Source organism: Actinocorallia populi, assembly GCF_002995495.1.
Taxonomy (GTDB): domain Bacteria; phylum Actinomycetota; class Actinomycetes; order Streptosporangiales; family Streptosporangiaceae; genus Actinocorallia; species Actinocorallia populi.
Genome location: NZ_PVZV01000010.1, coordinates 155986 through 181479, shown reverse-complemented (window position 1 = coordinate 181479; position 25494 = coordinate 155986). Strand labels below are relative to the sequence as shown.

Genomic DNA, 25494 nt, shown 5'->3' with positions numbered 1-25494 from the left:
GCCCTCACAAAGTAACTAGTTACTTACGATCTGCGGTTTTCCTCGGTCAGGCCTTGTCTCCGGCGGCGGGGGCGTGGTCCCATGGCCTCCCCGGATAAGTGAACGTTTACATGGAGGCGCGCACCGATGAGCACCACGGCCACCCTGGAGGAACGGGCCAGGTTCGACGCGAAGATCGCGGGCCGCACCATCTGTGGAGTCCTGCGCGACACCGCCGCGGCCTTCGGCGACCTCCCGGCCTACACCGACCTCCACGGGCCCACCCTCACCTGGGGCGAGGTCCGCGAGCGCGCGCTGGAGCTGGCGGCCGGCTACCTCGCCCTGGGGCTGCAGCCGGGCGAGGTCGTCTCGCTGATGATCTCCAACCGCTCCGAGCACGTCCTGGCCGACCTCGGCGCGATGCACGCCGGCGGCGTGCCCAGCACCGTCTACGCCACCCTCGCGCCGGAGCAGGTGCACTACATCGCCGACAACTCCGAGGCGGTCATCGCGGTCCTGGAGGGCCGGGACCAGCTCGGGCGCTGGCAGCCGGTCATCGACCGGCTGCCCCACCTGCGCAAGGTCATCGTCATCGACGACGTGCCCGAGGGCGACCTGTACCTGTCCTGGGCCGACTTCGTCGAGCTGGGCCGCAAGACCCTCGCCGAGCGGAGGGAGGAGGTCGAGCGCCGCTGGGAGGCGATCCGGCCGACCGACGCGCTGACGATCCTCTACACCTCGGGGACCACGGGCAACCCCAAGGGCGTCATCATCACCCACGAGATGGCGATGTACGAGGGCGAGTGCTCCTCGGCGACGTCCGGCCTGCCCGAGCACAACATCGGCGTCTCCTACCTGCCGTTCGCGCACATCGCCGACCGCGTCGTCTCCTACTACCTGGCGATCGACCGGGCCGCGCACATCTACTTCTGCCCGGACCCGACCCAGCTGACCGCGGTGCTGCGCGAGGTGCGCCCGAACGCGTTCTTCGGCGTCCCGCGGATCTGGGAGAAGGTCATGGCCGGCATCCAGGCGGTGCTGTCCCAGGAGAGCGACCAGGCCAAGAAGGCCGGCATCGAGGCGGCCATGGCGGTGGGCCGCGAGTACGTGGCGAGCCGCGAGTTCGGCGGCACCACCTCCGAGGAGCTGGCCGCGCGGTTCGCCGCGATGGACGAGGCGGTCCTGTCCAAGATCCGCGCCCTGCTCGGCCTGGACCGCGTGGTGCACGCGATGAGCGCCGCGGCCCCGCTGCCGATCGAGGTCGCCCGCTTCTTCTCCGGCCTGGGCATCGCCATCCTGGACGTCTACGGCATGACCGAGACCACCGGCGCCGCCACCGCCAACGTCAACGGCGCCTTCAAGCTGGGCACGGTCGGCCGCCCGTTCCCCGGCATCGAGATGCGCCTGGCCGAGGACGGCGAGATCCTCTTCCGCGGCACCACCTGCACCCCCGGCTACCTCAACCGGCCCGAGGCCACGGCCGAGCTGCTGGACGACGAGGGCTGGGTGCACACCGGCGACATCGGCGAGGTGGACGAGGACGGGTTCCTCAAGGTCGTCGACCGCAAGAAGGAGATCATCATCACCGCGGGCGGCGAGAACATCGCGCCCTCGATGGTGGAGAACCTGCTCAAGGAGCACCCGCTGGTCGGCCAGGTGCTGGTCTACGGCGACCAGCGGCCCTACCTCACCGCCCTCATCACCCTGGACGGCGAGGTCGCCCCGGTGTGGGCGGCCACCCGCGGCATCGAGCAGACCGACCTGGTCTCGCTCGCCCGGAACCCGCTGGTGCGCGAGGAGGTCGAGAAGGCCGTCGGCGACGCCAACACCAGGCTCGCCCGGGTCCAGCAGGTGAAGAAGTTCGCGCTGCTGACCGCGGAGTGGACCGCCGAGACCGAGGAGCTCACCCCGACCCTCAAGCTCAAGCGCAAGGTCGTCCACACCAAGTACCAGGACGAGATCGAGGGCCTCTACGCCTGACCGGCCGCGGCGTCCGGCCGGCCCCCGACGGGGGTCGGCCGGACGCCGTTTTCGTGGCGGCGCATCCTCCCAAGTATGGATTTGTTAAGGAAGTCGGGTCTCCCGTGTCCTGCCGGAATCACCCGGGTAGGGATCGGCCATGGACGTCGCCATGGAAGGGAGGCGCAGGATATGACCATCACAGGGATCATCAGCGCCGTGATCTTCGGCGCCATCATCGGGGCGGTGGGACGCCTCCTGGTTCCCGGCAAGCAGAACATGCCGGTCTGGCTGACGGTGCTGGTGGGCATCGTGGCGGCCTTCGCCGGCACCGCCCTCGCCCGGCTGTTCAACCTCAGCACCCGGGGCTTCAACTTCTGGGAGTTGCTCTTCCAGATAGGACTCGCGGCCCTCGCCGTGTTCATCGTGGCGGGGTTGTGGCCCAAGGGCCGCGGGGGCACCAGCGGTTATTGACCATGTGTGCCTAATCCGGTGGTGAACGGGGCGGAGAGCGCTCGGAGGCGGGCGGTCTCCGCCTTTGTTCGTCTTCGTGAATCGGTATAACCCACATCAGATCTTCACGTAACGTGGGTGGCTCCTTTCCTTCTCGGCTCAGGGTGTCTCGGGGGCACGTGAATGGAGCTGCACGTCACCGGCCACGCCTTCGAGCTGCCCGGGTTCCGGGTCCTGCTGCGGCACGCGCTGCCCCGGTTCGTCGAGGGCGTGATCGCCCCGGTCGCCGTCTTCTACGCGGCCCTGCTGGTGCTCGGCCAGACCGGCGCGGTCGTGGTCGCGGTGGTGTGGGTCTTCGGCGGCATCGCCCTGCGGGCGGTCCGGCGCGACCGGGTGCCCGGCACCCTCCTGCTGGCGGCCCTGGGCGTGAGCGCCCGCGCGGTGCTGGCGTTCGGCACCGGCAATCCCAAGCTCTTCTTCCTCCAGCCGACGCTGGGCACCCTGCTGGTCGGCGCGGTCTTCCTGGCCTCGGTGCCGCTGGGCCGCCCGATGGCCCAGCGGGTGGCCACCGACCTGGTGCCGCTGCCCGACACCTTCCTCGCCCACGACCGGGTGCGCCGGTTCTTCCTGCGCGTCTCCCTGCTGTGGGCGCTGGTCTTCTTCGCCAACGCGGTGTTCAGCCTGTGGCTGCTGTGGCACGAGTCGCTGGAGACGTTCCTGTGGCTGCGCACCTCGGTGGTCGCCGCCGCCTGGGTGGCGGCGGGCGCGGTCTCGCTCCTGGGGTTCCGGCGCATCGTGGAGCGGGTCGGCGGCGAGGCCGCGGCACCCGCCTGACCTGCGCGGCACATCCGCGTAGCGGGTCGCAACGATTCTTTATCGAAGTCTTGCGGATCCCGAACTGTATGGCATCATCCTCCGTCTTAACCGTTAATGTCTCTCGTATGGGTCTTTGGCCGGGAAGGGGTCACCGGCCGGTACGGGGTCGTCAACGGAGGGTTATCGCGGTGCGCCAGGACTTTCGGGGGTTGCGTCTCATCGGAATGGCCGGCACGGCCGCACTGGTCGCCGCCTGCAGCGGCGGAGGCGGCGGGACGGGCCCGGACCGCGAGCAGGCGCAGGCCCCGGTCGTGGCGATCAGCCCGGCCGACGGCTCCGGCAAGGCCCGGCCCGAGCAGGGCGTCACGGTCCAGGCCACGCTCGGCGAGCTCACCGCGGTGAAGGTGAGCCTGGGCGGCAAGGAGGTGCCCGGCAGCCTGTCCGCGGACAAGAAGGTCTGGAAGTCCGCCGGGAACCTCAAGCCCAACGCCTCCTACGCCGTGGAGGCGGTCGCCGAGAACGACGGGCAGACCTCCACCACGACCAGCAGCTTCAAGACCCTCAAGCCGTCCGCGAACTTCGGGCTGGAGTCCAACATCCCCTGGTCCGGCCAGACGGTCGGCGTCGGGATGCCGATCGTCCTGCACTTCGACCGGCCGGTGAAGGACAAGAAGGCGGTCGAGAGCGCGCTGACCGTCGAGTCCGAGAAGCCCAACACCGGCTCCTGGTACTGGTACACCGACGAACAGGTGATCTTCCGTACCAAGAAGTACTGGGCCGCCCACCAGGACATCAAGGTCACCGGCCGGTTCACCGGCGTGAAGGCCGCCAAGGGCGTCTACGGCATGAAGGACTTCACGATCAGGTTCAAGGTCGGCTCCTCGAACATCAGCACGATCAACACCAGGACCCACCGGATGGTCGTCGAGGTCGACGGCAAGAAGGTGCGGGACGTCGGCATCAGCGCGGGCAAGGCCACCGAGCGCAAGTACACCACGACCAGCGGCACCCACGTCACGATGGAGAAGGAGAACCCGGCGATCATGATCTCGCCGGGGATCGAGAAGGGCGAGCCCGGCTACTACCGGGAGGTCGTCCCCCACGCGGTCCGCATCTCCTACAGCGGCGAGTACGTGCACTCCGCGCCCTGGTCCGTCGGCTCGCAGGGCCGCGCGAACGTCAGCCACGGCTGCGTGAACGCGCCGCCGGAGTTCGCCCAGTGGTACTACAACCAGTCCAAGTGGGGCGACATCGTCGACGTGACGGGCACCGACCGGGAACTGGAATTCGACAACGGCTACGGCTACTGGCAGAAGCCGTGGAAGGACTGGGTGCAGGGCAGCGCCTTCGACCAGTCCGTCTCCACCGCTCCCGGCCGGGCAGAGGCCCCCGGCAGCAACGCAGGCTCCACCCCCACCCCCCCGACTCCCGCTGAGAGCACCACTCCATGATCCGTCGCACCACTTCCGCGCTGGCCGGCACGGCGGCGCTCCTCCTCGTCACCGCCTGCTCGGGCAACTCCGCCGAGATCACCGAACAGGCGCAGACCGAACCGGCGGCGCCCCAGGTGACCATCACCCCCGCCGACGGCACCGGCAAGGTCAAGCCGGACAGCAAGATCACCGTCAACGTCACCGACGGCACGCTGCAGAGCGTCTCGGTGAAGGCCGGCAAGAAGGAGGTGGCGGGCGAGCTGTCGGCGGACGGCACCTCCTGGACCTCCACCTGGAACCTCAAGCCCGGCGCCACCTACCAGGTGTCGGCGACCGCGGCCAACAAGGTCCAGACGACCACGGCCGCCAGCAGCTTCAGCACGCTGAAGCCCGCGAGCACCTTCGGGATCGCCGACATCATCCCCATGGCGGGGGAGACCGTCGGCGTGGGCATGCCCATCACGATCACCTTCGACCGGGACATCACCCAGCGCAAGGCCGTCGAGCAGGCACTGACGGTGAGCTCGGAGAAGCCCGCGGTCGGCGCCTGGTACTGGACCGCCGACAACCAGGTCATCTTCCGGACCAAGAACGACCGGTACTGGGAACCCCACCAGAAGGTCGAGCTCACCGCGCGCCTGACCGGGGTGCGGGGCGCCAAGAACGCCTACGGCACGGCGGACCGCACCCACCAGTTCAAGATCGGCAATTCGCAGATCAGCACCGTCGACACCAAGAAGAAGCACATCACCGTCGTGCGCAACGGCAAGAAGGTCAAGCGCGTCCCGATCAGCGCGGGCAAGGGCGGCCGTGTCGTCAACGGCATCGACACCTACCTGACGACCAGCGGCACCCACCTGACCATGTCCCGGCACCGCGTCGAGATCATGACGTCGGAGTGGATGGGCGTGGACCCCAAGGACAAGAAGAACGGCGGCTACCGCGAGGTCATCCCGTTCGCCGTCCGCATCTCCAACTCCGGCGAGTACGTGCACTCCATGGCCAGCCGGGTGTGGGCGATGGGCCGCTACAACCTCAGCCACGGCTGCGTGAACGCGCCGCCGGAGTTCGCCCAGTGGTACTACAACAACTTCCAGCGCGGCGACGTCGTCGACGTCACCGGCACCAAGCGCCGGGTCGAGTGGAACAACGGCTGGTCGTACTACGAGATGCCGTGGAAGCAGTGGGTCAAGGGCGGCGCCCTGGACCGGGAGATCACCACCGGCCCCGGGCAGGAGGCCCCCGGGGCGCCCGCGGGGCAGACCCCCACGGCTCCGGCGGCCCCTTCGACTCCGGCCGCTCCCTCGGCTCCGGCGACGACGCCCGCCGCGCCCTGAGCCCGACCCAGTTCGCGGTTGACCGCTCACCGGGCCCCGTCTTCGGGTAGAACTCCGAGGATGGACGTCATCGAGGTGAGGGATCCGGCGGACGGGGAACTGGACGCCTGGCACGCGCTGGTGTCCGCGGCGCACCTCCACGACCATCCGGACGAGGCGCCTCCCGAGCCGGCCGAGACCGTCGGCTGGCTGCTGGGAGGCGTGCGCCGGCGGTTGTGGGCGGTCGCGCACGGGGACGGGCTGGGCGCGGTGGCGAGCCTGCGCCTGCCGGGCGACGCGGCCGTGCGGGCCGGGGAGATCGAGATCCACGTGCACCCGGGGCTGCGCCGGCGCGGGGTGGGCACCCGCCTGCTGCGCTCGGCGGCCGGGGCGCTGCGCGCCGACCAGCGGGCCACCGCGATCGCCCAGGCGCTGGCGGGCACCCCGGCCGTGCCGTTCCTGGAGTCCCGCGGGTTCGGGTGCGTGCTGACCACCCGCGGCCTGGTGCTGGACACGGCCGAGGCCGCTCCCGCGACGGCGGGGTACGCCGCGCTGAACCCGTCGGGCTACCGGCTGATCCGCTGGACGGGCGTGGTGCCCGACCGGCTCGCCGCCGCCTTCGCCCGGGCCAAGCGGGCCATGGCCGACCACGACGGGGGCGAGTCCGCCTGGACCCCCGAGCGGGTCAGGCAGACCGCCGAGCAGGTGGCCAAGCGCGGCGACGAGCTCTACACCGTGGCGGCCCTGTACGGCCCCGCGCTGGCCGGCTTCACCGAGATCGTCGTGCCCGCCGACGCCCCCGCCCGCGCCTTCCAGTACGACACCGCCGTCGTGCCCGAGCACCGCGGCCGCCGGCTGGGCCTGTGGATGAAGGCGGCCATGCTGCGCTGGCTGGCCGAGGAGCGCCCGGAGATCGCCGAGGTCGAGACCGACAACGCCGACGACAACGAGTACATGCTCGCCGTCAACCAGGCGCTGGGCTTCCGGCCCCTGCGCGAGTACCGGGAATACCAGGCCGTCACCAGGGATCTGCCGTAGAGGATCATCGCCGTGGCGGGGGAAACCCTACGATGGAGTGGTGACTTCGGGTGACTATCTGAGATATCCCCATCTGCGGGGCGAGCTGCTGGCCTTCACCGCCGAGGACGACGTGTGGGTGGCGCCGCTGGACGGCGGGCGGGCCTGGCGGTTGTCGGCCGACCGCGCCCCGGTGAGCCATCCACGCCTGTCGGCCGACGGGAGCAGGATCGCCTGGACGAGCTGGCGGGACGGCGACGCCGAGGTGTACCTGGCGTCGGTGGACGGCGGCCCGAGCGAGCGCCTGACGTACTGGGGCGCGGCCTCCACCCGGGTGCGCGGCTGGACGCCCGGCGGCCGGGTGCTGGCCACCAGCTCCGCGGGGCAGCCCTTCTCCCACTTCTCCTGGGCCTACGCGGTCCCGGTCGACGGCAGCACCGCGGCGCGCCTGCCGTACGGGCCGGTGGACGACCTGGCGCTGTCGGGCGAGCACCGCTCGGAGCGGGCGGCGCTGCTGACCGGCGGGGCGAGCGAGCCGGCCCGCTGGAAGCGCTACCGGGGCGGCGGCATGGGCCGGCTGTGGACGGGCGCGGCGCTGGAGCCCGCCGAGTACCGCACCGGGGCCGACGGCGGCCAGGTGATCGGCGAGGGCCACTTCACCCGGATCCTGGCGGACCTGGGCGGCCATCTGGACAGCGTCATGATCGTGTCCGGGCGGGTGGCCTTCCTGTCCGACCACGAGGGCGTCGGCACCCTGTACTCCTGCGCCTTCGACGGCTCGGACCTGCGCCGCCACGGCGGCGGGCAGGAGTTCTACGCCCGCCAGGCGGCGACCGACGGCACCCGGGTGGTCTACGCCTCGGCGGGGCGGATCTGGCTGCTGGAGAGCCTGGAGGACGAGCCCAGGCCGCTGGAGGTGCGGCTCGGCGGCTCGGGCACGGCGCGCCGCCCCTTCCAGATGACCGGCGAGGACGTCCTGGGCGGCTTCTCCTGCGACCGCACCGGCCGCGCCGGGGCGGTGGAGGTCGCCGGGACGGTGCACTGGCTCACCCACCGCGACGGCCCCGCCCGCACCCTGGCCTCCGACCCGCGCGCCCGCGCCCGGCTGCCCCGGGTGCTGGCGGACGGGAACGTCGCCTGGATCGTCGACGCGGGCACCGAGCTGCCCGGCGACGCGCTGGAGGTGGCGCCCGCCGCGGGCCTGGAGCCCGGGACGTCCCCGCGCAGGCTGGCCGCGGGCCGGCTGGGCTGGGTCGACGACCTGGTGCCCGCCCCGGACGGCCGGAGCGCCGCGGTGACCACCAAGGACGGCAGGCTGCTGCTGGTGGACCTGGAGTCCGGCGAGGCCGCGGAGCTGGCGGCCACCGGCAAGGGCAGGATCGAGGAGGTGGCGTTCGCCCCGGCGTCGGACTGGATCGCCTGGTCGGAGCCGGAGGCCTCGCCGCTGCGCCGGATCCGGATGGCGCGCCTGGCCGACCGCCTCATCGTGGACGTCACCGACGGCAGGTTCGAGGACAGCTCGCCCTGTTTCACGATGGACGGGAAGTTCCTGGCGTTCCTGTCGTGGCGGGGGTTCGACCCGGTCTACGACCAGCACGTGTTCGACCTGTCGTTCCCGTTCGGGTGCCGCCCCTACCTGGTGCCGCTGGCCGCCGTGACGCCGTCGCCGTTCGCCCCGTCCGTCGAGGGCCGCCCGGTGGGCGCCGAGGACGACAAGGACGGCAAGGACGGCAAGGGCGGTAAGAACGGCGAGGGCGACGAAAGCGACGAGAACGGCGAATCTGGCGAGTCCGGCGAGGCCGAGGGGTCCGCGAAGGGCGAGGAGAAGAAGGACCGCACCAGGGTGGACCTGGAGGGACTGTCCGCCCGGGTCGTGCCCTTCCCGGTGGAGGCGTCCCGCTACGCCGCGATGAGCGCGGTCAAGGGCGGGGTGGTGTGGATGAAACTGCCGCTGTCCGGTTCGCTGGGCGAGAGCGGCCCCCAGCCCGACACCGCGCCGCTGCGCCCGTCCCTGGAGCGCTTCGACCTGGGCACCCGCAAGTGCGAGGAGATCGTCGACCCGCTGGACGCCTACGCCGTCAGCGGCGACGGCGAGCGCCTGGTGATCCGCGACCGGGGCAGGCTGCAGGTGGTGGCCTCGTCGGGCTCCGACGACGACACCGTCAAGGTCGACCTCTCCCGGGCCCGCACGTCCATCGACCCGGTGGCCCGCAGGCGGCTGGCCTACGCCGAGGCGGGCCGCGTGGTGCGCCACGAGTTCTGGAGCGAGAACGCCCTGGCGGAGGCCGGGTGGGACGCCGCGCTGGAGCGCTACCGCCCCGTCCTGGAGCGGGTGGCCACCCCCGACGACTTCGCCGACCTCATGTGGGAGCTGATGGGGGAGCTGGGCACCTCCCACGCCTACGTCTCCCGCGCCCGCTACGACCGGGAGGGGGAGTGGCTGGGCATGCTCGGCGCGGACCTGCGCCGGGACGGGGACGTCTGGCGGATCACGCGCGTCCTGCCCGGGGAGTCCTCCGACCCGCGCGCCCGCGCCCCGCTGGCGGGACCCGGCATCGTGGTGCGCCCCGGTGACGCGCTGCTGGAGGTGGACGGGCAGCCGGTCGACCCGGTCGCGGGGCCGGGGCCGCTGCTGGCGGGCATGGCCGACACCCCGATCGAGCTGACCGTCGGGCCCCGGGAGGGCGGGCCGCCGCGCCGGATGGCGGTGGTGCCGCTGCCGGACGAGGAGCGGCTGCGCTACCAGGACTGGGTGTCCGAGCGGCGCAGGCACGTCCGGGAGGCCGGCGAGGGCAGGCTGGGCTACCTCCACATCCCCGACATGGTGGGCTTCGGCTGGGCGCAGCTCCACCGCGACCTGCGGGTGGAGGTGGCGCGCGAGGGCCTGGTGCTGGACCTGCGGGGCAACCGCGGCGGCCACACCTCCCAGCTGGTGCTGGAGAAGCTCGCCCGCAAGATCATCGGCTGGGACGTGCCGCGCGGCGCGCTGCCCTCGTCCTATCCCGAGAACGCCCCGCGCGGCCCGATCGTGGCGGTGGTGGACGAGCGCGCAGGCTCGGACGGCGACATCATCTCCGCGGCGATCAAGGTGATGGGGCTGGGCAAGGTGGTCGGCACCCGCACCTGGGGCGGCGTCATCGGCATCGACGGCTGGCACCGGCTGGCCGACGGCACCTCCGTCACGGTGCCCAGGTACGCCACCTGGTTCGACGCCTACGGCTGGGGCCTGGAGAACCACGGCGTCGACCCGGACCTGGAGGTCGTCATGACCCCGGAGGACTGGGTCAACGGGCGCGATCCCCAGCTCGACACCGCGATCGGCCTGGCGCTGGCGTCGCTGTCCGACCGCGCCGCCGCGGCGCCGCCCGAACGGCACTAGCCGCGGGCCCCGAAGGCCGCCGTCCCGTAAGGGACGGCGGCCTTCTGCGTCGTCAGGGGGCGTCCGCCCAGGTGGGCGGCGTGTTGTTTGATTGTTATCTGAGACAACAAATTGGGGCTTCCCACCTGTTGTGCCACGGGTCACCCTGACATAAGTTGCAGCAAACAACATTCAGCCCGGAGGCAGAAGCCGTCCCCCGGCGGGCCTCCGGCTGCCCCCCACCCCGTGCCGTCCCCTCCGACGGCAGTCTCGAAAGGACCCACGCAGCATGCGCAAGGGGATCCTCACGCTCGGCGCCACGACCCTCCTCCTCACCGGTACCCTCGCCGCCTGCGGCGACGAGGGCGAGAGCGGCGGCTCCGCTCCCGAGAAGAAGGGCCGGATCGGCGTGATCCTGCCCGACAGCAAGTCGTCCGCCCGCTGGGAGAACGCCGACCGCAAGTACCTCAAGGAGGCGTTCGACGCCGCCGGCATCGAGTCCGACATCCAGAACGCCCAGGGCGACAAGTCGGCCTTCCAGACCATCGCCGACCAGATGATCACCAACGGGGCCACCGTCCTGCTGATCGTCAACCTCGACAGCGGCACCGGCAAGGCCGTCATCGCCAAGGCGCAGTCCCAGGGCGTCCCGGTCATCGACTACGACCGGCTCACCCTCGGCGGCGGGGCGCAGTACTACGTCTCCTTCGACAACACCAAGGTCGGCACCCTGCAGGGCGAGGGCCTGGTCAAGTGCCTGACCGACAAGGGCGCGGAGAAGCCGATCGTCGCGGAGCTCAACGGCTCGCCGACCGACAACAACGCCACCCTGTTCAAGGCGGGCTACGACGGCGTCCTGCAGCCCAAGTACGACTCCGGCGAGTACGTCAAGGGCCCGGACCAGTCGGTGCCCGACTGGGACAACACCAAGGCAGGCACCATCTTCGAGCAGATGCTCACCAGCGAGCCGAAGATCGCCGGCGTCCTCGCCGCCAACGACGGCCTGGGCAACGCCGCCATCGCGGTGCTGAAGAAGCAGAAGCTCAACGGCCAGGTCCCCGTCACCGGCCAGGACGCCACCGTCCAGGGCCTGCAGAACATCCTCGCGGGCGACCAGTGCATGACCGTCTACAAGGCGATCAAGAAGGAGGCGGACGCCGCCGCCGAGCTCGCGATCGCGCTGGCCACCGGTGAGAAGGGCGCGACCAACAGCACGGTCAAGGACCCCGAGACCGGCAAGGACGTGCCCTCGGTCCTGCTCGAGCCGCAGGCGATCTTCAAGGAGAACGTCAAGGACGTCGTCACCGACGGCTACGTCACCAAGGAAGAGCTCTGCACCGGCGAGTTCGCCGAGAAGTGCACCGAAGCGGGCGTTCAGTAACACCCACCCCGCGCCCCGGCCGCCCTCCCCGCGGGCGGCCGGGGCCACCCCGTGAGGAGACCCCCATGACCGCGTCCGCGCCCCCGGACGGCCCCGTGATCGAGCTGCGCGGGATCAACAAGAGCTTCGGCCCCGTGCAGGTCCTGCACGACGTCGCCTTCTCGGTGCACCCGGGGGAGGTGACGGCCCTCGTCGGGGACAACGGCGCGGGCAAGTCCACCCTGGTCAAGTGCATCGGCGGCATCCACCCGATCGACTCCGGCGAGTACCTCTTCCGCAAGGAGCCGGGAGGGGAGCCGGTGCCGGTCCACGTCGGCAGCCCGCGCGCCGCGGCCGCCCTGGGCATCGAGATCGTCTACCAGGACCTCGCCCTGTGCGACAACCTGGACATCGTCCAGAACATGTTCCTCGGCCGCGAGGAGAAGAGCGGCATCGTCCTGGACGAGTACGAGATGGAGCGCAAGGCGGCCGAGACGCTGGCCGGGCTGTCCGTCCGCACCGTCAAGTCGGTACGCCAGCAGGTGGCGAGCCTGTCGGGCGGGCAGCGGCAGACCGTGGCCATCGCCAAGGCCGTCCTGTGGAACAGCAGGGTCGTCATCCTGGACGAGCCGACCGCGGCCCTGGGCGTGGCGCAGACCCAGCAGGTGCTGGAACTGGTCCGCCGCCTGGCCGACAAGGGGCTGGCCGTCGTGCTCATCTCCCACAACATGAACGACGTCTTCGCGGTGTCCGACCGGATCGCCGCACTGTACCTGGGCCAGATGGCCGCCCAGGTGAAGACCTGCGACGTGACGCACGCCCAGGTCGTCGAGTTGATCACCTCCGGCCGCAGCGGGGACCTGGGCCTCGCCGGTACGAACGGAAACGGAAACGGAGCCAGGGCATGAGCGCCGTCCTCTCCAAGGAGAAGTCCGAGCAGGACACCGCCGCCGGCTCGCTGTCGGGTCTGGCCGGCGGCTACCTGGCCCGCGTCAGGGGCGGGGACATGGGCTCGCTGCCCGCCGTCGCCGCGCTGATCGCCCTGTGCCTGTTCTTCTGGGCGGCGCAGCCGTCCTTCATGAGCCAGGGCAACTTCGCCAACCTCTTCACCCAGGGCGCCGCGGGCATCGTCATCGCGATGGGCCTGGTGTTCGTGCTGCTGCTCGGCGAGATCGACCTGTCGGCCGGCTTCACCAGCGGCGTCTGCGCCGCGGTCCTGGCGGTCGCCCTCACCCAGCAGGGCTGGCCCTGGTACGCGGCGGTCGTGATCTCCCTGATCACCGGGCTGGTCATCGGCCTGGTGCTGGGCCTGGTCGTGGTGCGCATCGGCATCCCGTCGTTCGTGGTGACGCTCGCGGCGTTCCTGGCGCTGCAGGGCGTGGCGCTGAAGATCATGGACAACGGGACCAACATCTCCGTCCATGACAAGACCGTGCTGGCCATCGCCAACGACAACGTCCCGGTCGTGCTCGGCTGGGTGCTGTGCGCCGTCGCGGTCCTGGGCTACGCGGGAGTGCTGCTGCTGCGCCGCCGCGGCCGGGTGACGCGCGGGCTGGCGACCGAGAGCACGGCGGTGCTCGGCCTCAAGATCGGCGGGCTGGCGGTCCTGCTGGGCGCGCTGGTCTTCGTCCTCAGCATGGAGCGCGGGCGCAACCCCGAGTTCAGCTCGCTCAAGGGCATGCCGATCGTGGTCCCGCTCGTCGCGGTGCTGCTCGTCGTCTGGACGTTCGTTCTCAACCGGACCTCCTTCGGGCGGCACATCTACGCCGTCGGCGGCAACCAGGAGGCGGCCCGCCGCGCCGGCATCGACGTCAACCGCATCCGCATCATGGCGTTCGTGCTGTGCTCGACGATGGCCGCGGTCGGCGGGCTCATCGCCGCCTCCCGCGCCAACTCCGTCGACCCCAACACCGGCGGCAGCGACGTGCTGCTCAAGGCGGTCGGCGCGGCGGTCATCGGCGGCACCAGCCTGTTCGGCGGCCGCGGCCGGATGATCGACGCGGTGCTGGGCGGCATGGTGATCGCGGTGATCGACAACGGCATGGGCCTCATGGGGTACAGCGCCGGTACCAAGTTCATCGTGACAGGATTGGTCCTGCTCCTGGCTGCTGGCGTGGACGCCCTGTCCCGTAAACGCGCGCTGCCGGGAAGATAGAAAGGACCCCCCTCCGTGAAAGCCGCGCCCTCGCCAGAGGAGATCCGCCGGCACAATCTGGGCACGCTGCTGCGCCACGTGCACCTGTCGGGCCAGGCCTCGCGCGCGGAGCTGGCCGAGCGGATGGGGCTGAACCGCAGCACCATCATGGCGCTGACCTCCGACCTCACCGCCGCCGGCCTGGTGCGCGAGGAGCTGCCCCGCACCAGGGGCAGGGCGGGCCGGCCCTCCCTGGTGGTGCGCCCGGAGAGCTCCCGGGTCTACGTGCTCGCCCTGGACGTGGGCGCGGACCGGCTGACCGTGGCGCGGATCGGGCTCGGCGGGGTGGTGCTGGCCCGCGGGAACGCGCCGCGCCCGCCCGACCCGTTCGACCCGGACGCGGTCGTCTCCGAGCTGGCGGGCCAGGCCCGCCGGCTCGTGCGGGCGGCGCGGCCCGACACCGTCTGCGTGGGCATCGGGGCGGCGTTCTCCGGCATCGTCCGGCAGGAGGACGGCGTGGTGCGGCTCAGCCCCAACCTCGGCTGGACGGACGTGCCGTTCGGCGCGGAGCTGGGCCGCCGCCTCGGGATGGGGCTGCGCGTGTCGGTCGGCAACGACGCCAACCTGGGGGCGCTGGCCGAACGGGAGCGCGGCGCGGGCGCGGGCCTGGACGACCTCATCTACCTGCACGGCGACGTCGGCATCGGCGGCGGCGTCATCGTCGGCGGCAGGCTGCTGGGTGGCGAGGGCGGCTACGGCGGCGAGGTCGGCCACATGGTCGTCAACCCCGGAGGGCGGCTCTGCGGCTGCGGCTCCCGCGGCTGCCTGGAGGCCGAGGCGGGGGAGCTGGCGCTGCTGGACGCGGCGGGCCGCCGGGGTCCGGGCGGCCGCGAGGCCGTCGCCGCCATCGTGGACGCCGCCGACCGCGGCGACGTGGCGGCCCGGGACGCGCTGCACCGGGTCGGCGACTGGCTCGGCCACGGCGTGGCCAACCTGGTGAACATCTTCAACCCCGCCATGGTGGTCTTCGGCGGGGTGCTGCGGGACATCTACCTGGGCGCCGCCGCCCAGGTCCGCAGCCGGCTCGCCCTGGCCGGGCTGGGCGCGGCCCGGGAGCGGGTCCGGCTGCGCACCTCGGAGCTGGGCGAGGAGGCCACCCTCATGGGCGCCGCCGAACTCGCCTTCTCCGACGTCCTCGCCGACCCCCTGGAGACCCTCGTCCGCGGCAAAAACCCGTTGCCGTGAACCCCCGGTGATCGGCACCCTTCCCTCAGGGCCCCGCGACGGGGTCCCGAGGGAAGGGGGTGTACACGATGGCGCGCGTCCTGGTGCTCAACGCCTCGTACGAGCCTTTACAGCGCGTGGATCTGAGGCACGCGATCCGGATGCTGGTGCGCGGCGTCGCGGTCATCGAGGAGGCCGTGGACGGCCGGAGCTTCGGGGTGTTCCCGGAGCCGAAGGTCCTGCGGCTGGTGCGGTACGTGACGATGAGGTGGCGGCACTCGCGGCGGCCCGGCTGGAGCAAGGCCGGGGTCTACAAGCGGGACCGGGGCCGGTGCGGCTACTGCGGGCGGTCCGGGAACTCCATCGACCACGTCGTCCCGGTGTCCCGGGGCGGGGAGTCGAGCTGGGAGAACACCGTCCTGGCCTGCACCCGCTGCAACCACCGCAAGGCCGACTCGCTGCTGCAGGAGTGCGGGATGCGCCTGGCCGTCACCCCGTACGTCCCCACCTGGGACCAGCTCATGGCCTGACGACGCGAGGTCCCGGCCCCTCCCGGGGCCGGGACCCGGCCGGCGCCGCTCGCGGAAGACCCGCCCGGCGTCGGCGTGAGCCGGGGACTCCCGCCTTCAGGCGGGGAGGGGTCACTCGAAGAGGTCGGGCTGCTCCCGGATGACCTGGTCGGCGATGGGCTGGTAGTTCACCCAGGCCACCAGGTCGTTGCCGAGCTGGCCGCGGGTGACCACGGCGTTGTCGTGCTCGATCGGCACCGGGGTGCCGGCGGCCTGGGCCAGCAGCTGGACCTGGCACGAGCGCTCCATGGTGACGAACCACCAGGCGGCCGCGTCCACGCTGTCGCCGACGGTCAGCAGCCCGTGGTTGCGCAGGATGACGGCCTTGGACCCGCCGAGGGCCGCGGCGATGCGCTTGCCCTCCTCCAGGTCGGTGACGACGCCGGTGTAGTCGTCGAACAGGCCGTGGTCCTCGTAGAACGCGCAGGCGTCCTGGGTGATGGGTGCCAGCTTCTGGCCGAGCGCGGACAGCGCGCGCCCGTAGGTGGAGTGGCTGTGCGCGGCGGCCACCACGTCGGGGCGGGCCTGGTGGAGCTGGGAGTGGATCGCGAAGGCCGCCTCGTTGACCGGGTGGCGGCCCTGGACGACCTGTCCGGCGTGGTTGACCAGGATGAGGTCGCTGACCCTGATGTGCTTGAAGGACATCCCGAACGGGTTCACCCAGAAGTGGTCGGTGTGCTCGGGGTCGCGGGCGGTGATGTGCCCGGCCACGCCCTCCTCGAACCCGAACTTCCCGAACACCCGCAGGGCGACGGCCAGGCGTTCCTTGCGGTGCCGCCGCTCGTCCTCGACGTCGTCGAAGTTCGGCGGGAACCGGTAGATCAGGTCCGTCGCCAGCTTGTTCAGGAACTCCTCTTCCTGCGACATCTCCTGGGCTCCTTTGTCCGAGGGCGTCAATCTATGCTTCTACTGAAGCCGATTCCGTCCCGCCTGCCTAGGGTACGGGCGCCCAATCAGGGACGGGCCGGTTGTCCACAGGGGACAAGAGGAGCGCGATGGAACGTTTCCTGGGGCTGCTGGGCGAGGACGGGCCGGACCCGGAGGTGGTCGAGACGGCCGTCCGGGCGGCCAGGGCGCGCTCGCCGCTGGTAGCCGCGCTGCCCGAGGACGAGGTCCGGCGGCACGTGCGGGCGCTCGTCGAGGCGGCGCTCGCGGCCCTGGCGGCGGGGGACCCGGGCCTGACGGACCTGCGGGCCGCCGAGGCGCTGGGCGCCGCCAGGGCGCGCCAGGGCGTGCCGGTGGCGGCGCTGCTCGACGGCTTCCAGGCGGGCCGCTCCCTGCTGGTGCGGACGGTCGTGGACCGCGGGCGGGCGCGGGGGATCCCGGCGGACGAGCTGCTGGAGGCCGTCACCCGGATCGACGCCATCGCCACCGGCCTGGAGCACCGGATGGTGCACGCCCACCGGATCGCCGAACTGGAGCTGGCCGGGACCGCCCGCGACATCCAGGTCCAGCGGCTGCGCGGTCTGCTGCACGGCGAGCTGGCCGAGGGCGGGCCCCGGCGCGTGGTGGTCACCGGCGTCAGCGACCCGGCGGCGGCCCGCCGCCTGGAGCCGGTGCTGGCCGGGCCGTCCGGCCTGGCCGGCATGGTCGACGGGCGGCTGGCGGCGCTGGTCGCCGCCCCTCCCGCCGTGCCCGGCCTGAGCGGGGTGGTCTCGCCGCTGGTGCCACCCGAGCGCATACCGGCGATGTACCGGCTGTGCGCCAGGGCCCTGCGGCCGGACGAACCGGCCCTGCGCCCGCTGGCGGAGCTCGCCCTGCCCACCGCCCTGGCCGCGGAGCCGGAACTGGGCGAGCTCCTGGCCGGGGAACTGCTGGCGGGCCTGGACCCGGCCGACCCCTTCCACCGCGCGCTGGCGGGCACGGCGCTGGCCTACCTCGACCACGCCTGCCGGATCGACCCGGCCGCCGCCGCCCTGCACGTCCATCCCAACACGGTGAAGTACCGGCTGCGCCGCCTCCAGCAGCTCACCGGCCGGAGCCTGGACCGCCTGCCCGTGCCGCAGGCCGCGCACTGCTGGTGGGCCCTGCGGACCTTCCTGTCCCGCTGAGGAGCCTTCAGGCGCCCCGGAACATTTCCGCGTCGTCGGGCGGTGAATTCCCCGATCGGGAAGACGCCCCTGCCGTTCCGGCCTCATTGATTCGCGATGGCCTACCGGAATCACGTGGGGAGCAGCGGGCCGACTTTTCGGCGCGGAATTGCGGTGCGAGGAATGCCGGGGTGTGAATCTCATTCTTCTTCCGGCGTGCCGGGGCCGGGCGCGGCCGGTGAGGCGCGCCGCTGGACGGCGGCCGCGACGGCGGCGATCCCCAGCGAGAGCGCGAGTCCGAGGGCGACGGCGTACGCGGGATCATCGCTGACCGCGCCGCCGAAGTAGCCCACGCCCACCGAGTAGGCGGCCCAGATCGCCTCCGCGATCGCCGCGCCGACGGCGAACCGCCGCACGGAGAGCCCGGCGGCGCCGGCCGCGACCGAGCCGACCAGCCGCCCGCTGGGCAGGAACCGCACGCCGATGACGAACGGGATGCCGCGCCTGCGGACTCCCCGCGAGGCCCATTCGAACAGTTCGCCGCGCCGCCCGCGCGCCGAACGGCGCACCCTGCCGCCCGCCGAACGGCCGAACCGGTGCATCAGCAGGTCGCCGAGGAGCGCGCTGCCGGCCACCGACAGCAGGACGAGGGTCAGGGACATCTCGCCGCGCGAGGCCAGCATGCCGCCGGTGACGAGCAGCAGGGTGTTCGGGAGCAGGGGCGGCAGCGTGGTGAGCGCCAGGATCGCGTAGGCCCAGCAGGCCAGCTCTCCGAGCAGGGGGGCCAGGCCCGCTGTGGGGTCGATCCAGGACAGGAGCGACGAGAGATCCACCATTCCCCCCGTTCGGTCGGTCGGCCCCGCGGGGCCGCACGCACCGGTAGGTTAACTATCGATACTTCTACTATCGATAGTACTGGAGGCGGTCATGGCCGCGATGGCGTTGTTCTTCCGGGAGTTCGTCCGGACCCGCCGGGACACCGGGGCGATCGCGCCCAGCGGTCCCTCGCTCGCGAGCGCCCTGACCCGCTACGTCGTCCCCGGCTCGGGCCGTCCGCGCGCGGTGCTCGAGGTGGGCCCGGGCACCGGCGCGGTGACCCGCCGCGTACGGGCGTCGATGGGCTCCCTGGACACGCTCGACCTGGCCGAGGCGAACCCCCGCTTCGCCGCGCTGCTGCAGCGGACGCACGGGCGCGACGCACGGGTGCGGCTGCTGGAGGGGCCGGTGCAGGAGCACGAACTCGGCGCGTACGACACCATCGTGTGCGGGCTGCCGTTCGCGAACTTCGACGAGGGGACCGTGGAGGACCTTTTCGGCAGGCTGCTCGGCGCGCTGAGGCCGGGAGGAACCCTGTCCTTCTTCGCGTACGCGGGACTGCCCGTGCTGCGCCGGACGTTCGCCGGGGACGAGGAGCGCCGACGCGCCCGGCGCACCCAGGCGGTCATCGCGCGGACGCTCCAGCGCCACCGCTTCCGCGCCGAGACCGTGCTGGGCAACCTGCCGCCGGCCCGCGTCCACCACCTGGCGGCGGTGGCGCCCGCGCCCGCCTACTCCGGGTGACCCGCGGATCCCGCGAGCCTTGACGAGACGGACTCCTGGGCGACGCGGCGCAGCGCCGACATCGCCGCGTCCCCCAGGACCGTGCCCAGGACCACGGCCTCGACCTTGCCGTCCACGGTCGGCACCCGCGCGACGATGGCCAGTTCCGCCTCGGCGAGCCGGCCGGCCGCCGCGGCGTACTCGTCGAGCAGCACCAGCAGGTCGTCCCGGTCCAGATCGCGGTAGGCGACGATGAGCTGGACGAGCGCGGCCCAGCCGGGGTTCTCCGGTTTGACCGCCCAGCCGTGCCGGCGCGCCAGCGCGGCCGCGTCCTGCTCGGCCCGCTCCCGCTCCTCCTCGGTGCCGCGCTCGGCGGCGGTCCTGCTGACGGCGGCCTGGGCGACGCCGAGCATTCCGTGGACCGTCCTGCTCGGGGAGTCGACCTGCGCGAGCACGTCCCGGACCGCGGAGACGGACATGCCGCCGACCTCCAGCATCGCCCGGATCAGCTTGAGCCTGCGGGCGTGCGACTCGGCGTAGCGCACCTGGTTGGGGCAGGTGCGCTTACCGGGCGGGAGCAGGCCCTCGCGCGTGTAGTACTTGATCGTGGGAACCGGGACTCCCGTACGCCGCGCCAGCTCTCCGATACGCATTCCCCGAGGATACTGCGCTCCCTCTGCGGCAGAAATCGACCATCCGGAAGCCCGGACCGCTGCGACCGGATTCACATTCGCGCCGCGTTTCATCGCATGGGAATGACGGCGCATTCGTGAATTCGCGGCTGTTCGCCGGAGCCGTTCGGCACTGTCGATTCCTCCGGCGGCCCGAGGCGGATCCTCCTGGCAGGATGAGTCCATGAACGTGGGCGTGGTGATGTGGCCGATCTCCCCCTGGCCGCAGATGGGGGAACTGTGGAAGCGGGCGGAGGCATGGGGCTTCCATACCGGCTGGCTGTACGACCATCTGGCCTGGAGGGGGCACACCCCCTGGGACGACGCCTACACCTCCCTGGCGGCGGCCGCGGCCGTGACGTCGACGATGCGGCTGGGCACCCTGGTGACGTCGCCGAACTTCCGCCATCCCGTCCCCACCGCGCAGGCGGTCAAGACGATCGACCGGATCAGCGGGGGGCGGCTCACCCTGGGGATCGGCGCGGGCGGCTCGTCCCACGGCTCCGACGGCGACGTGCTCGGCGCCGAGTGGACGCCGCGGCGGCGCGCCGACCGCTTCGCCGAGTGGACGGCCCAGCTCGACGCCCTGCTCACCGGCACGGACGTCTCCGCGGAGGGGGAGTACTGGTCGGCCCGCGGGGTCACCGTCTCCCCGGGCCTGGTGCAGCGGCCGCGGCCGCCGTTCCTCATCGCGGCGGAGGGCCCCCGCGGCATGCGCCTGGCCGCCCGCCTCGGCCAGGGCTGGATCGCGAACCCGCAGAGCCCCGACGCCCCCGCCCTGCCGCTCCTGAAGTCGCGGCTCGCCCGCTTCGAGGAGATCTGCCTGCAGGAGGGACGCGACCCGGCGTCCGTCCCCAAGCTCCTGCTCACCGGCTTCACCCCCGACCCCTGGCTCGCCTCCCCGGCGGCCTTCGAGGACCTGCACGGCCGCTACGCCGAGGCGGGCGTCACCGACCTCGCCCTGCACTGGCCCCGCCCGGACTCCCCCTGGGACGCCGACATGTCCGTCTTCGAAGCCGTCGCCGCCCTCTGCCGCGGCCTCCGCTGAGGCCGTCGGGAGGGGACGGCCCGGACGGCGGCCGCGGGGCGGCCGCCGCGGTCAGGAGGGCTGGGCGTAGGGGTCGTAGGAGGTGAACGTCCAGCGGTGGCCCGCCGGGTCCAGGGCGCTGTAGTCGCGCGAGCCGTGCCGGGTCTCGTGGAGCTCGTCGACGATGCGGGCGCCGGCCCGCACGGCCCGGGCGTGGTGGGCGTCGAGGTCGTCGACGTGGACGCACAACCACATCGCGGCAGGGTCGTTCCCGCGCGTCGGCATGATGATGCCGCCGTCGCCGAGGGCGAGCTCGACGTGCTCGATGGCGCCGCCGGAGTCCTCGATCAGGAGGTGGGTGGTGAACCCGAAGGCGTCGCACAGGAAGGTCAGGGCGCCGCGCAGGTCCCGATAGGGCACTATCGGGTAGATCGCGGGTCTGCTCATGGACCGGCCTCCTTTCGTTCATCCGCGAGGGTAGGGGACGCCGGTCTGTTCGTCCTGGATTACTCGAAAATCTGTCCGCACACGATCAGCCGGCTCAGCTCGAGCCAGCTGATCTCGGTCAGGTCGCGGACGGGCGAGTGGTCCGGCGAGCCGGGGCGCGGCAACCGCGCCCCGTCGTCGCGGTGCCAGCCGCCGAAGGCGCCCGCGACCGCGCACTCGCAGTAGGAGGCGGGGTCGAAGTTGCGCCACACGGCGGGGGTGGGGCGGGCGCCCGACCCGGGCGGGCGCGGCGCCTGGACGCCGGTCCCGGCCGCGGACTGCGGGTGGGTGACGAAGTCCTCCAGGTCGGCGATCTGGGCGAGCAGCACCCGCTCCCAGTCCGCGTAGCCAGCCGGGTCGCCGGTCAGGTCGAGGTCCTTGCCGCTCCAGGCCGGGTCGAAGGGCGGCGGGGGAGTGCTGCCGGCCGCCGAGAACAGCGCGCCGACCTCGTCGGGGGTCGGCGCGGAACTCCCGCGAAGCCCTGCGCTGACCTTCCACAACGAGCGGAGGAAGGCCGAGAGCGACCAGGACGCCGCGCGGGCGTCCCGGCCGGTCCTCAGAACGTGCAGGTACAGGTCGCGGTTGGTGGTGAGCTCCGGCTCCCCGGGCCCTTCGACCAGGTAGTGCTGCTGCGCGGAGGCACTCTGCAGCGTCAGCATCTGGGCGAGTGCGGAGATCCGCGTCGGATGGCCGGCGACCTTCACGCGGCCACCGTCATCCTGCAACATAACGTCCCACATAGGGACAGAACTTACCCCTTGGCCTGGTGCCGCACCTGCACCTCGGTGAAGCCCTCCACCCCCCAGTGCCCGTTCTCGGTGCCCACGCCGCTCCACTTGAAGCCGCCGAAGGGCTGGCCGGGGCCCAGCGCCAGGTGGGTGTTGACCCAGACGGAGCCGCACTCCAGCTCGTCGGCCACCGCGGCGGCGCGCTCGGCGTCGCCGCCCCAGACCGAGCCGCCCAGGCCGAAGAGGGTGCCGTTGGCCCGCTCGACGGCCTCCTCCACCGTGCGGTACTTCACGATCGGCAGGGCGGGGCCGAACTGCTCCTCGTCCACGATGCGGAAGCCGTCCTCGACGCCGGCCAGGATGGTCGGCTCGTGGAAGTAGCCGGGGCCGTCGACGGCCTTGCCGCCGGAGACCGCCCGCGCGCCGCGGGAGAGGGCGTCGGAGACCAGCTCCGAGACCCGCTCCAGCTGCGGCCTGTTGTTGAGCGGGCCGAGCTGCACGCCCTCCTCCAGGCCGTTGCCGACCTTGGCCGAGCGGGCGATCTCGGCGATGGCCTCGACGAGGTCGTCGTGCAGCGACTCGGGCACGTAGACGCGCTTGATGGCCGAGCAGATCTGACCGTTGTTCTGGAACGCCGACCCGTACAGCTTCGGCGCGACCGCGGCGACGTCGGCGTCGTCCAGGACGATCGCCGGGTCGTTGCCGCCCAGCTCCAGGGTGACGCGCTTGAGGTCGTCGGCCGCCGCGGCGGCGACCCGCTTGCCGGTGGCCACGCTGCCGGTGAAGCTGATCTTGCGGGGGACGGGGTGGGAGGTCATGTGCGCGCCCAGCGGGTCGCGGCCGCTGACCACGTTCAGCACGCCGGCGGGCAGCACCTCCTGCAGCAGCCGCCCGGCCGCCAGCGTGGTGACGGGGGTGTAGGGGGAGGGCTTGAGCACCATCGTGTTGCCCGCCAGCAGCGCGGGGGCGATCTTCCAGCAGGCCAGGAGCCACGGGAAGTTCCACGGGGTGATGGCGGCGACCACGCCCATCGGGCGGCGCACCACCTCGACGAAGGCCCTGTCGTCGTCCTGGAGCACCTCGCGCGGCATCTCCAGGTCGGCGAAGTGCTTCAGCCACATGCCGGAGCCGATGATCTCGAACATGGCCTCCTGCAGCGGCTTGCCCTGCTCGGAGGTGAGCACCGGGGCCAGCTCGCCGGCCTTGGCCATGAGCAGGTCCCCGGCGGCGTGCAGCGCCTGGCGGCGGGCCGCCTCGTCGCGCCTCCACGACCTGTAGGCCTGCTGGGCGGCGTCGAAGGCGGCGTCGAGCTGCTCGACGGAGGCGTCCGGCGCCTGGGCGTAGACCTCACCGGTGGCGGGGTTGACAACGTCGAACGTGTCCTTGGCGTCGACGCTCTCGCCGCCGATCGTCATACCGTACTGGCTCATGCGCGCCCTTCTCTCGGATTACCGAATGGGATTCTAGTCTCCTCGGTTTCCCGATCGAAGGGAAGGCGGCGGGACCGGGTTTACCCGACGGAATCGTCCGGATCGCCGCCACCGGCCGGCTCGGGCGGGAAGGCGGGCGGGTAGTCGTCCCGGAAGTCCGGGTGGTCCTCGCCGAGCCAGCACACGTCCCTGGCGAACTCCCCGGTCTCGAACTCCGGGTCCGGTGTCCTCGGTGTCACGGGTACGCTCCTTCCGTCCGGTTCCCGACCACGTTAACCGCGGTGGAACGCCCGCGGTGAGCTGGGCGGAAAGTATTTGCCCGCGGGGTGGTGGATCCGGCAAGGTGTCACGGAATGGAGGGAACCGGATTTCTCGTCCGCGACTCGAAGCCTGAGAGGGGGAGATCGACATGACCGCACAGGAACGCCAGGACGCGCCGCGTCCCGTGCCCGCCGACACCCCGCCCCCGCCGTCCCGTCCGGCCCCGTGGGTGCTGCTCACCCCGCGACGGCCCGAGGACGCCCACCACGACCGCACCGGAGCCGACGGCTGAGCCGTCCGCGACATTCCGCGCCGCTGTCTCCTTGGATCTGGCATTCCGGATGTTCCGGGCCTGGAAGGATACCGGGATCGCAGGACGCCGCTCAGCGGGAGCGGCGCGCGAGCACGGGCTCCGCGAGGCGGGGCCCGTCCGGTGTCTGGAGGATGGCGTGGAAGGGTTCAAGAAGTTCCTCTTCAGAGGGAACCTCGTGCAGCTGGCGGTCGCCGTGGTGATCGGCGCCCAGTTCAGCGCGCTGGTGAACCAGTTCGTGAAGTCGTTCGTCGACCCGCTGCTGGCCCTGGTGGGCGGCAACCAGAACCTGAGCCACCTCAAGGGCACGATCGGGGACACCGTCTTCCCCTACGGCGACTTCATCTCGGCGTCCCTGACCTTCCTGATCTCGGCGGTCGTCGTCTACTTCGTGCTGGTCGCCCCGATGGCGAAGGTCATCTCCTACCTCGACCGGGACCAGGCCGCCACCGAGAAGGACTGCCCGCACTGCCTGAGCCAGATCCCGCTCAAGGCGAGCCGCTGCGCCCACTGCACCCAGCCGGTGCCGGTGACCGCCTGAATATGCACTTTAAGTAATGTTTTAGGTGCCCGGCGTAGCCTGGATCCATGGAGAAATGGAAGCGTCACTACCTGATGGCGATGGGGGCGAGCCTGGTGCTCTTCCTGGTCGCCCTGCTGGTGGTCCGCCCCTGGTCCGGCCTGCTGATGTTCATCATGCTCGTGGTGGCGGCGGCCCTTCCCCTGGTGGCCGTGATCATGGCCAACAAGCCGGGGGAGGAGTACAACGCCGAGCTGGACGCCGAGGAGGAGGAACAGGCGCGCCGGCGCCAGCGGAATGTCTGAAATATCGGGGAAACCATGGCCTTAAGGTGATCGACCTGTTATGAAGTTGCGGCGGTGCAGTCGCACCTCGGACAGGGACGGTGGTTCTCCTTGCGGCACGCCTTCGGGTTTCTGCTCGGCATCCTGCTCACGCCGGCGCTCGCCTACGGAATGGCCTGGGGCTTCGCCCGCTCCCGGGCGTCGGTCAACGCGATGGACCTGACGGTCACCGACGAGACCCAGTTCTACGGCGCGTACGCGGCGATGGGCGCCGTGGGGCTGGTCATCGGCATCCTCGTGGTGGCCCGCTGGATCTCGCCGTGCGTCTCCATGATCCCGGCGCTGGGCCTGCTGGGATGGAGCGGCTGGTACCTCGCCGAGCCCGCGCGCGCCGCGGGGCTGGCCGCCGACCTCCCGCCCTCCGGCGAGCTCGATACCGCCCTGCAGATGCTGCTCTCGACCGGCCTGCTGGCGCTCGTGGGGTTCATCCTGTTCGTCACGGCCTGGGCGCCCTACCGCTGGCCCCACCCCCACGACGGCCTCGAGGACGACTACGACTACCGCCCCCCGCCCCGCACCCGCCGCTGATC

26 protein-coding genes are annotated in these 25494 nt (G+C 72.0%); 19 read left to right on the top strand and 7 right to left on the bottom strand.

The genetic code is table 11. The annotated features are described in order from the left end of the window. The first annotated feature begins 126 nt into the window (after window positions 1–126). The 12 genes from C2865_RS33720 (at window position 127) to C2865_RS33665 (ending at window position 15579) form a co-directional block, all read left to right on the top strand. The gene (locus C2865_RS33720; RefSeq protein ID WP_106402691.1) at window positions 127–1959 is read left to right on the top strand and encodes an AMP-dependent synthetase/ligase; all 1833 of its coding nucleotides are present in this window, start codon (window positions 127–129) and stop codon (window positions 1957–1959) included. 171 nt (window positions 1960–2130) lie between these two features. Beyond that, window positions 2131–2412: a GlsB/YeaQ/YmgE family stress response membrane protein gene (locus C2865_RS33715; protein ID WP_106402690.1), complete on the top strand. Its 282-nt coding sequence runs from the start codon at window positions 2131–2133 to the stop codon at window positions 2410–2412. A 162-nt stretch (window positions 2413–2574) separates the two neighbouring features. Further along, window positions 2575–3225 (top strand): VC0807 family protein, encoded by a 651-nt coding sequence (locus C2865_RS33710; protein WP_106402689.1) that lies wholly within the window; start codon window positions 2575–2577, stop codon window positions 3223–3225. A gap of 191 nt (window positions 3226–3416) precedes the next feature. After that, window positions 3417–4658 carry a L,D-transpeptidase gene (locus tag C2865_RS33705; RefSeq protein WP_232835942.1) on the top strand — a complete coding sequence of 414 codons (1242 nt, stop codon included), beginning with the start codon at window positions 3417–3419 and terminating at the stop codon, window positions 4656–4658. Next, a complete protein-coding gene (locus C2865_RS33700) occupies window positions 4655–5977 on the top strand; it encodes a L,D-transpeptidase (protein ID WP_106402687.1) in 1323 nt (440 codons plus the stop codon). The genes C2865_RS33705 and C2865_RS33700 overlap by 4 nt, the downstream gene beginning before the upstream one ends. Window positions 5978–6037: 60 nt before the next feature. Next, window positions 6038–6994 carry a GNAT family N-acetyltransferase gene (locus tag C2865_RS33695; protein WP_106402686.1) on the top strand — a complete coding sequence of 319 codons (957 nt, stop codon included), beginning with the start codon at window positions 6038–6040 and terminating at the stop codon, window positions 6992–6994. Between the two features lie 40 nt (window positions 6995–7034). Beyond that, the gene (locus C2865_RS33690; RefSeq protein ID WP_106402807.1) at window positions 7035–10352 is read left to right on the top strand and encodes a S41 family peptidase; all 3318 of its coding nucleotides are present in this window, start codon (window positions 7035–7037) and stop codon (window positions 10350–10352) included. 268 nt (window positions 10353–10620) lie between these two features. Beyond that, complete coding sequence (locus C2865_RS33685; RefSeq protein ID WP_106402685.1) at window positions 10621–11712, top strand: sugar ABC transporter substrate-binding protein; 1092 nt, start codon at window positions 10621–10623, stop codon at window positions 11710–11712. A 65-nt stretch (window positions 11713–11777) separates the two neighbouring features. Further along, window positions 11778–12599, top strand: coding sequence for an ATP-binding cassette domain-containing protein (locus C2865_RS33680; protein WP_106402684.1), 822 nt, complete (start codon window positions 11778–11780; stop codon window positions 12597–12599). Continuing rightward, window positions 12596–13846, top strand: coding sequence for a sugar ABC transporter permease (locus tag C2865_RS33675; protein WP_106402683.1), 1251 nt, complete (start codon window positions 12596–12598; stop codon window positions 13844–13846). Before C2865_RS33680 ends, C2865_RS33675 begins: the two co-directional genes overlap by 4 nt. A gap of 15 nt (window positions 13847–13861) precedes the next feature. Next, window positions 13862–15070: an ROK family transcriptional regulator gene (locus C2865_RS33670; protein ID WP_106402682.1), complete on the top strand. Its 1209-nt coding sequence runs from the start codon at window positions 13862–13864 to the stop codon at window positions 15068–15070. A 68-nt stretch (window positions 15071–15138) separates the two neighbouring features. Beyond that, window positions 15139–15579, top strand: a complete 441-nt coding sequence (locus C2865_RS33665; RefSeq protein ID WP_106402806.1) for an HNH endonuclease — start codon at window positions 15139–15141, stop codon at window positions 15577–15579. A gap of 111 nt (window positions 15580–15690) precedes the next feature. On the opposite strand, the gene C2865_RS33660 is transcribed toward C2865_RS33665, so the two are convergent. Continuing rightward, a complete protein-coding gene (locus C2865_RS33660; protein WP_106402681.1) occupies window positions 15691–16485 on the bottom strand; it encodes a class II aldolase/adducin family protein in 795 nt (264 codons plus the stop codon). A gap of 128 nt (window positions 16486–16613) precedes the next feature. Here C2865_RS33660 and C2865_RS33655 point away from each other — a divergent pair, with 128 nt between their 5' ends. Beyond that, the gene (locus C2865_RS33655) at window positions 16614–17669 is read left to right on the top strand and encodes a helix-turn-helix domain-containing protein (protein WP_106402680.1); all 1056 of its coding nucleotides are present in this window, start codon (window positions 16614–16616) and stop codon (window positions 17667–17669) included. A gap of 179 nt (window positions 17670–17848) precedes the next feature. On the opposite strand, the gene C2865_RS33650 is transcribed toward C2865_RS33655, so the two are convergent. Further along, the gene (locus C2865_RS33650) at window positions 17849–18481 is read right to left on the bottom strand and encodes a DedA family protein (RefSeq protein WP_157964013.1); all 633 of its coding nucleotides are present in this window, start codon (window positions 18479–18481) and stop codon (window positions 17849–17851) included. A 94-nt stretch (window positions 18482–18575) separates the two neighbouring features. Here C2865_RS33650 and C2865_RS33645 point away from each other — a divergent pair, with 94 nt between their 5' ends. Then, window positions 18576–19208, top strand: a complete 633-nt coding sequence (locus tag C2865_RS33645) for a class I SAM-dependent methyltransferase (RefSeq protein WP_198653791.1) — start codon at window positions 18576–18578, stop codon at window positions 19206–19208. Here the strand turns inward: C2865_RS33645 and C2865_RS33640 are convergent. Further along, window positions 19196–19840 (bottom strand): MerR family transcriptional regulator, encoded by a 645-nt coding sequence (locus C2865_RS33640; protein ID WP_106402678.1) that lies wholly within the window; start codon window positions 19838–19840, stop codon window positions 19196–19198. The genes C2865_RS33645 and C2865_RS33640 overlap by 13 nt on opposite strands. A 202-nt stretch (window positions 19841–20042) precedes the next feature. On the opposite strand from C2865_RS33640, the gene C2865_RS33635 reads away from it, so the two are divergent. Then, on the top strand, window positions 20043–20906 hold the full coding sequence (locus C2865_RS33635; protein WP_106402677.1) for an LLM class flavin-dependent oxidoreductase: 864 nt from the start codon (window positions 20043–20045) through the stop codon (window positions 20904–20906). A 51-nt stretch (window positions 20907–20957) separates the two neighbouring features. Here the strand turns inward: C2865_RS33635 and C2865_RS33630 are convergent, their stop codons facing one another. From C2865_RS33630 to C2865_RS39715, 4 genes are all read right to left on the bottom strand, one after another. Further along, window positions 20958–21332 carry a VOC family protein gene (locus C2865_RS33630; protein WP_106402676.1) on the bottom strand — a complete coding sequence of 125 codons (375 nt, stop codon included), beginning with the start codon at window positions 21330–21332 and terminating at the stop codon, window positions 20958–20960. Between the two features lie 59 nt (window positions 21333–21391). Then, window positions 21392–22075: a hypothetical protein gene (locus tag C2865_RS33625; RefSeq protein WP_232835941.1), complete on the bottom strand. Its 684-nt coding sequence runs from the start codon at window positions 22073–22075 to the stop codon at window positions 21392–21394. Between the two features lie 47 nt (window positions 22076–22122). Further along, a complete protein-coding gene (locus C2865_RS33620; protein WP_106402674.1) occupies window positions 22123–23529 on the bottom strand; it encodes an aldehyde dehydrogenase family protein in 1407 nt (468 codons plus the stop codon). A gap of 80 nt (window positions 23530–23609) precedes the next feature. Then, on the bottom strand, window positions 23610–23768 hold the full coding sequence (locus C2865_RS39715) for a hypothetical protein (RefSeq protein ID WP_157964012.1): 159 nt from the start codon (window positions 23766–23768) through the stop codon (window positions 23610–23612). Between the two features lie 170 nt (window positions 23769–23938). Here C2865_RS39715 and C2865_RS39710 point away from each other — a divergent pair, with 170 nt between their 5' ends. The 4 genes from C2865_RS39710 to C2865_RS33605 all read left to right on the top strand — a co-directional run bounded on the left by C2865_RS39710 (window position 23939) and on the right by C2865_RS33605 (window position 25492). Beyond that, window positions 23939–24082, top strand: coding sequence for a hypothetical protein (locus C2865_RS39710; protein ID WP_157964011.1), 144 nt, complete (start codon window positions 23939–23941; stop codon window positions 24080–24082). Window positions 24083–24239: 157 nt separating this feature from the next. Then, entirely contained in the window at window positions 24240–24641 is a 402-nt protein-coding gene (gene mscL / locus C2865_RS33615) for a large conductance mechanosensitive channel protein MscL (RefSeq protein WP_106402673.1), read from the top strand. A gap of 47 nt (window positions 24642–24688) precedes the next feature. After that, window positions 24689–24925 carry a DUF3099 domain-containing protein gene (locus C2865_RS33610; RefSeq protein WP_198653790.1) on the top strand — a complete coding sequence of 79 codons (237 nt, stop codon included), beginning with the start codon at window positions 24689–24691 and terminating at the stop codon, window positions 24923–24925. Window positions 24926–25015: 90 nt separating this feature from the next. Beyond that, window positions 25016–25492 carry a hypothetical protein gene (locus tag C2865_RS33605; RefSeq protein ID WP_198653789.1) on the top strand — a complete coding sequence of 159 codons (477 nt, stop codon included), beginning with the start codon at window positions 25016–25018 and terminating at the stop codon, window positions 25490–25492. The last annotated feature ends 2 nt before the right edge of the window (window positions 25493–25494 follow it).

Excerpts from the sequence above, each read along its gene's own strand:
- C2865_RS33695 (WP_106402686.1), top strand. The coding sequence starts at position 6,038 with ATGGACGTCATCGAGGTGAGGGATCCGGCGGACGGGGAACTGGACGCC.
- C2865_RS33660 (WP_106402681.1), bottom strand. The coding sequence starts at position 16,485 with ATGTCGCAGGAAGAGGAGTTCCTGAACAAGCTGGCGACGGACCTGATC.
- C2865_RS33720 (WP_106402691.1), top strand. The coding sequence starts at position 127 with ATGAGCACCACGGCCACCCTGGAGGAACGGGCCAGGTTCGACGCGAAG.
- C2865_RS33715 (WP_106402690.1), top strand. The coding sequence starts at position 2,131 with ATGACCATCACAGGGATCATCAGCGCCGTGATCTTCGGCGCCATCATC.
- C2865_RS33610 (WP_198653790.1), top strand. The coding sequence starts at position 24,689 with ATGGAGAAATGGAAGCGTCACTACCTGATGGCGATGGGGGCGAGCCTG.
- C2865_RS33655 (WP_106402680.1), top strand. The coding sequence starts at position 16,614 with ATGGAACGTTTCCTGGGGCTGCTGGGCGAGGACGGGCCGGACCCGGAG.
- C2865_RS33630 (WP_106402676.1), bottom strand. The coding sequence starts at position 21,332 with ATGAGCAGACCCGCGATCTACCCGATAGTGCCCTATCGGGACCTGCGC.
- C2865_RS39710 (WP_157964011.1), top strand. The coding sequence starts at position 23,939 with ATGACCGCACAGGAACGCCAGGACGCGCCGCGTCCCGTGCCCGCCGAC.
- C2865_RS33680 (WP_106402684.1), top strand. The coding sequence starts at position 11,778 with ATGACCGCGTCCGCGCCCCCGGACGGCCCCGTGATCGAGCTGCGCGGG.
- C2865_RS33635 (WP_106402677.1), top strand. The coding sequence starts at position 20,043 with ATGAACGTGGGCGTGGTGATGTGGCCGATCTCCCCCTGGCCGCAGATG.
- C2865_RS33710 (WP_106402689.1), top strand. The coding sequence starts at position 2,575 with ATGGAGCTGCACGTCACCGGCCACGCCTTCGAGCTGCCCGGGTTCCGG.
- C2865_RS33665 (WP_106402806.1), top strand. The coding sequence starts at position 15,139 with ATGGCGCGCGTCCTGGTGCTCAACGCCTCGTACGAGCCTTTACAGCGC.
- C2865_RS33685 (WP_106402685.1), top strand. The coding sequence starts at position 10,621 with ATGCGCAAGGGGATCCTCACGCTCGGCGCCACGACCCTCCTCCTCACC.
- C2865_RS33675 (WP_106402683.1), top strand. The coding sequence starts at position 12,596 with ATGAGCGCCGTCCTCTCCAAGGAGAAGTCCGAGCAGGACACCGCCGCC.
- C2865_RS33645 (WP_198653791.1), top strand. The coding sequence starts at position 18,576 with ATGGCCGCGATGGCGTTGTTCTTCCGGGAGTTCGTCCGGACCCGCCGG.
- C2865_RS33640 (WP_106402678.1), bottom strand. The coding sequence starts at position 19,840 with ATGCGTATCGGAGAGCTGGCGCGGCGTACGGGAGTCCCGGTTCCCACG.
- C2865_RS33700 (WP_106402687.1), top strand. The coding sequence starts at position 4,655 with ATGATCCGTCGCACCACTTCCGCGCTGGCCGGCACGGCGGCGCTCCTC.
- C2865_RS33620 (WP_106402674.1), bottom strand. The coding sequence starts at position 23,529 with ATGAGCCAGTACGGTATGACGATCGGCGGCGAGAGCGTCGACGCCAAG.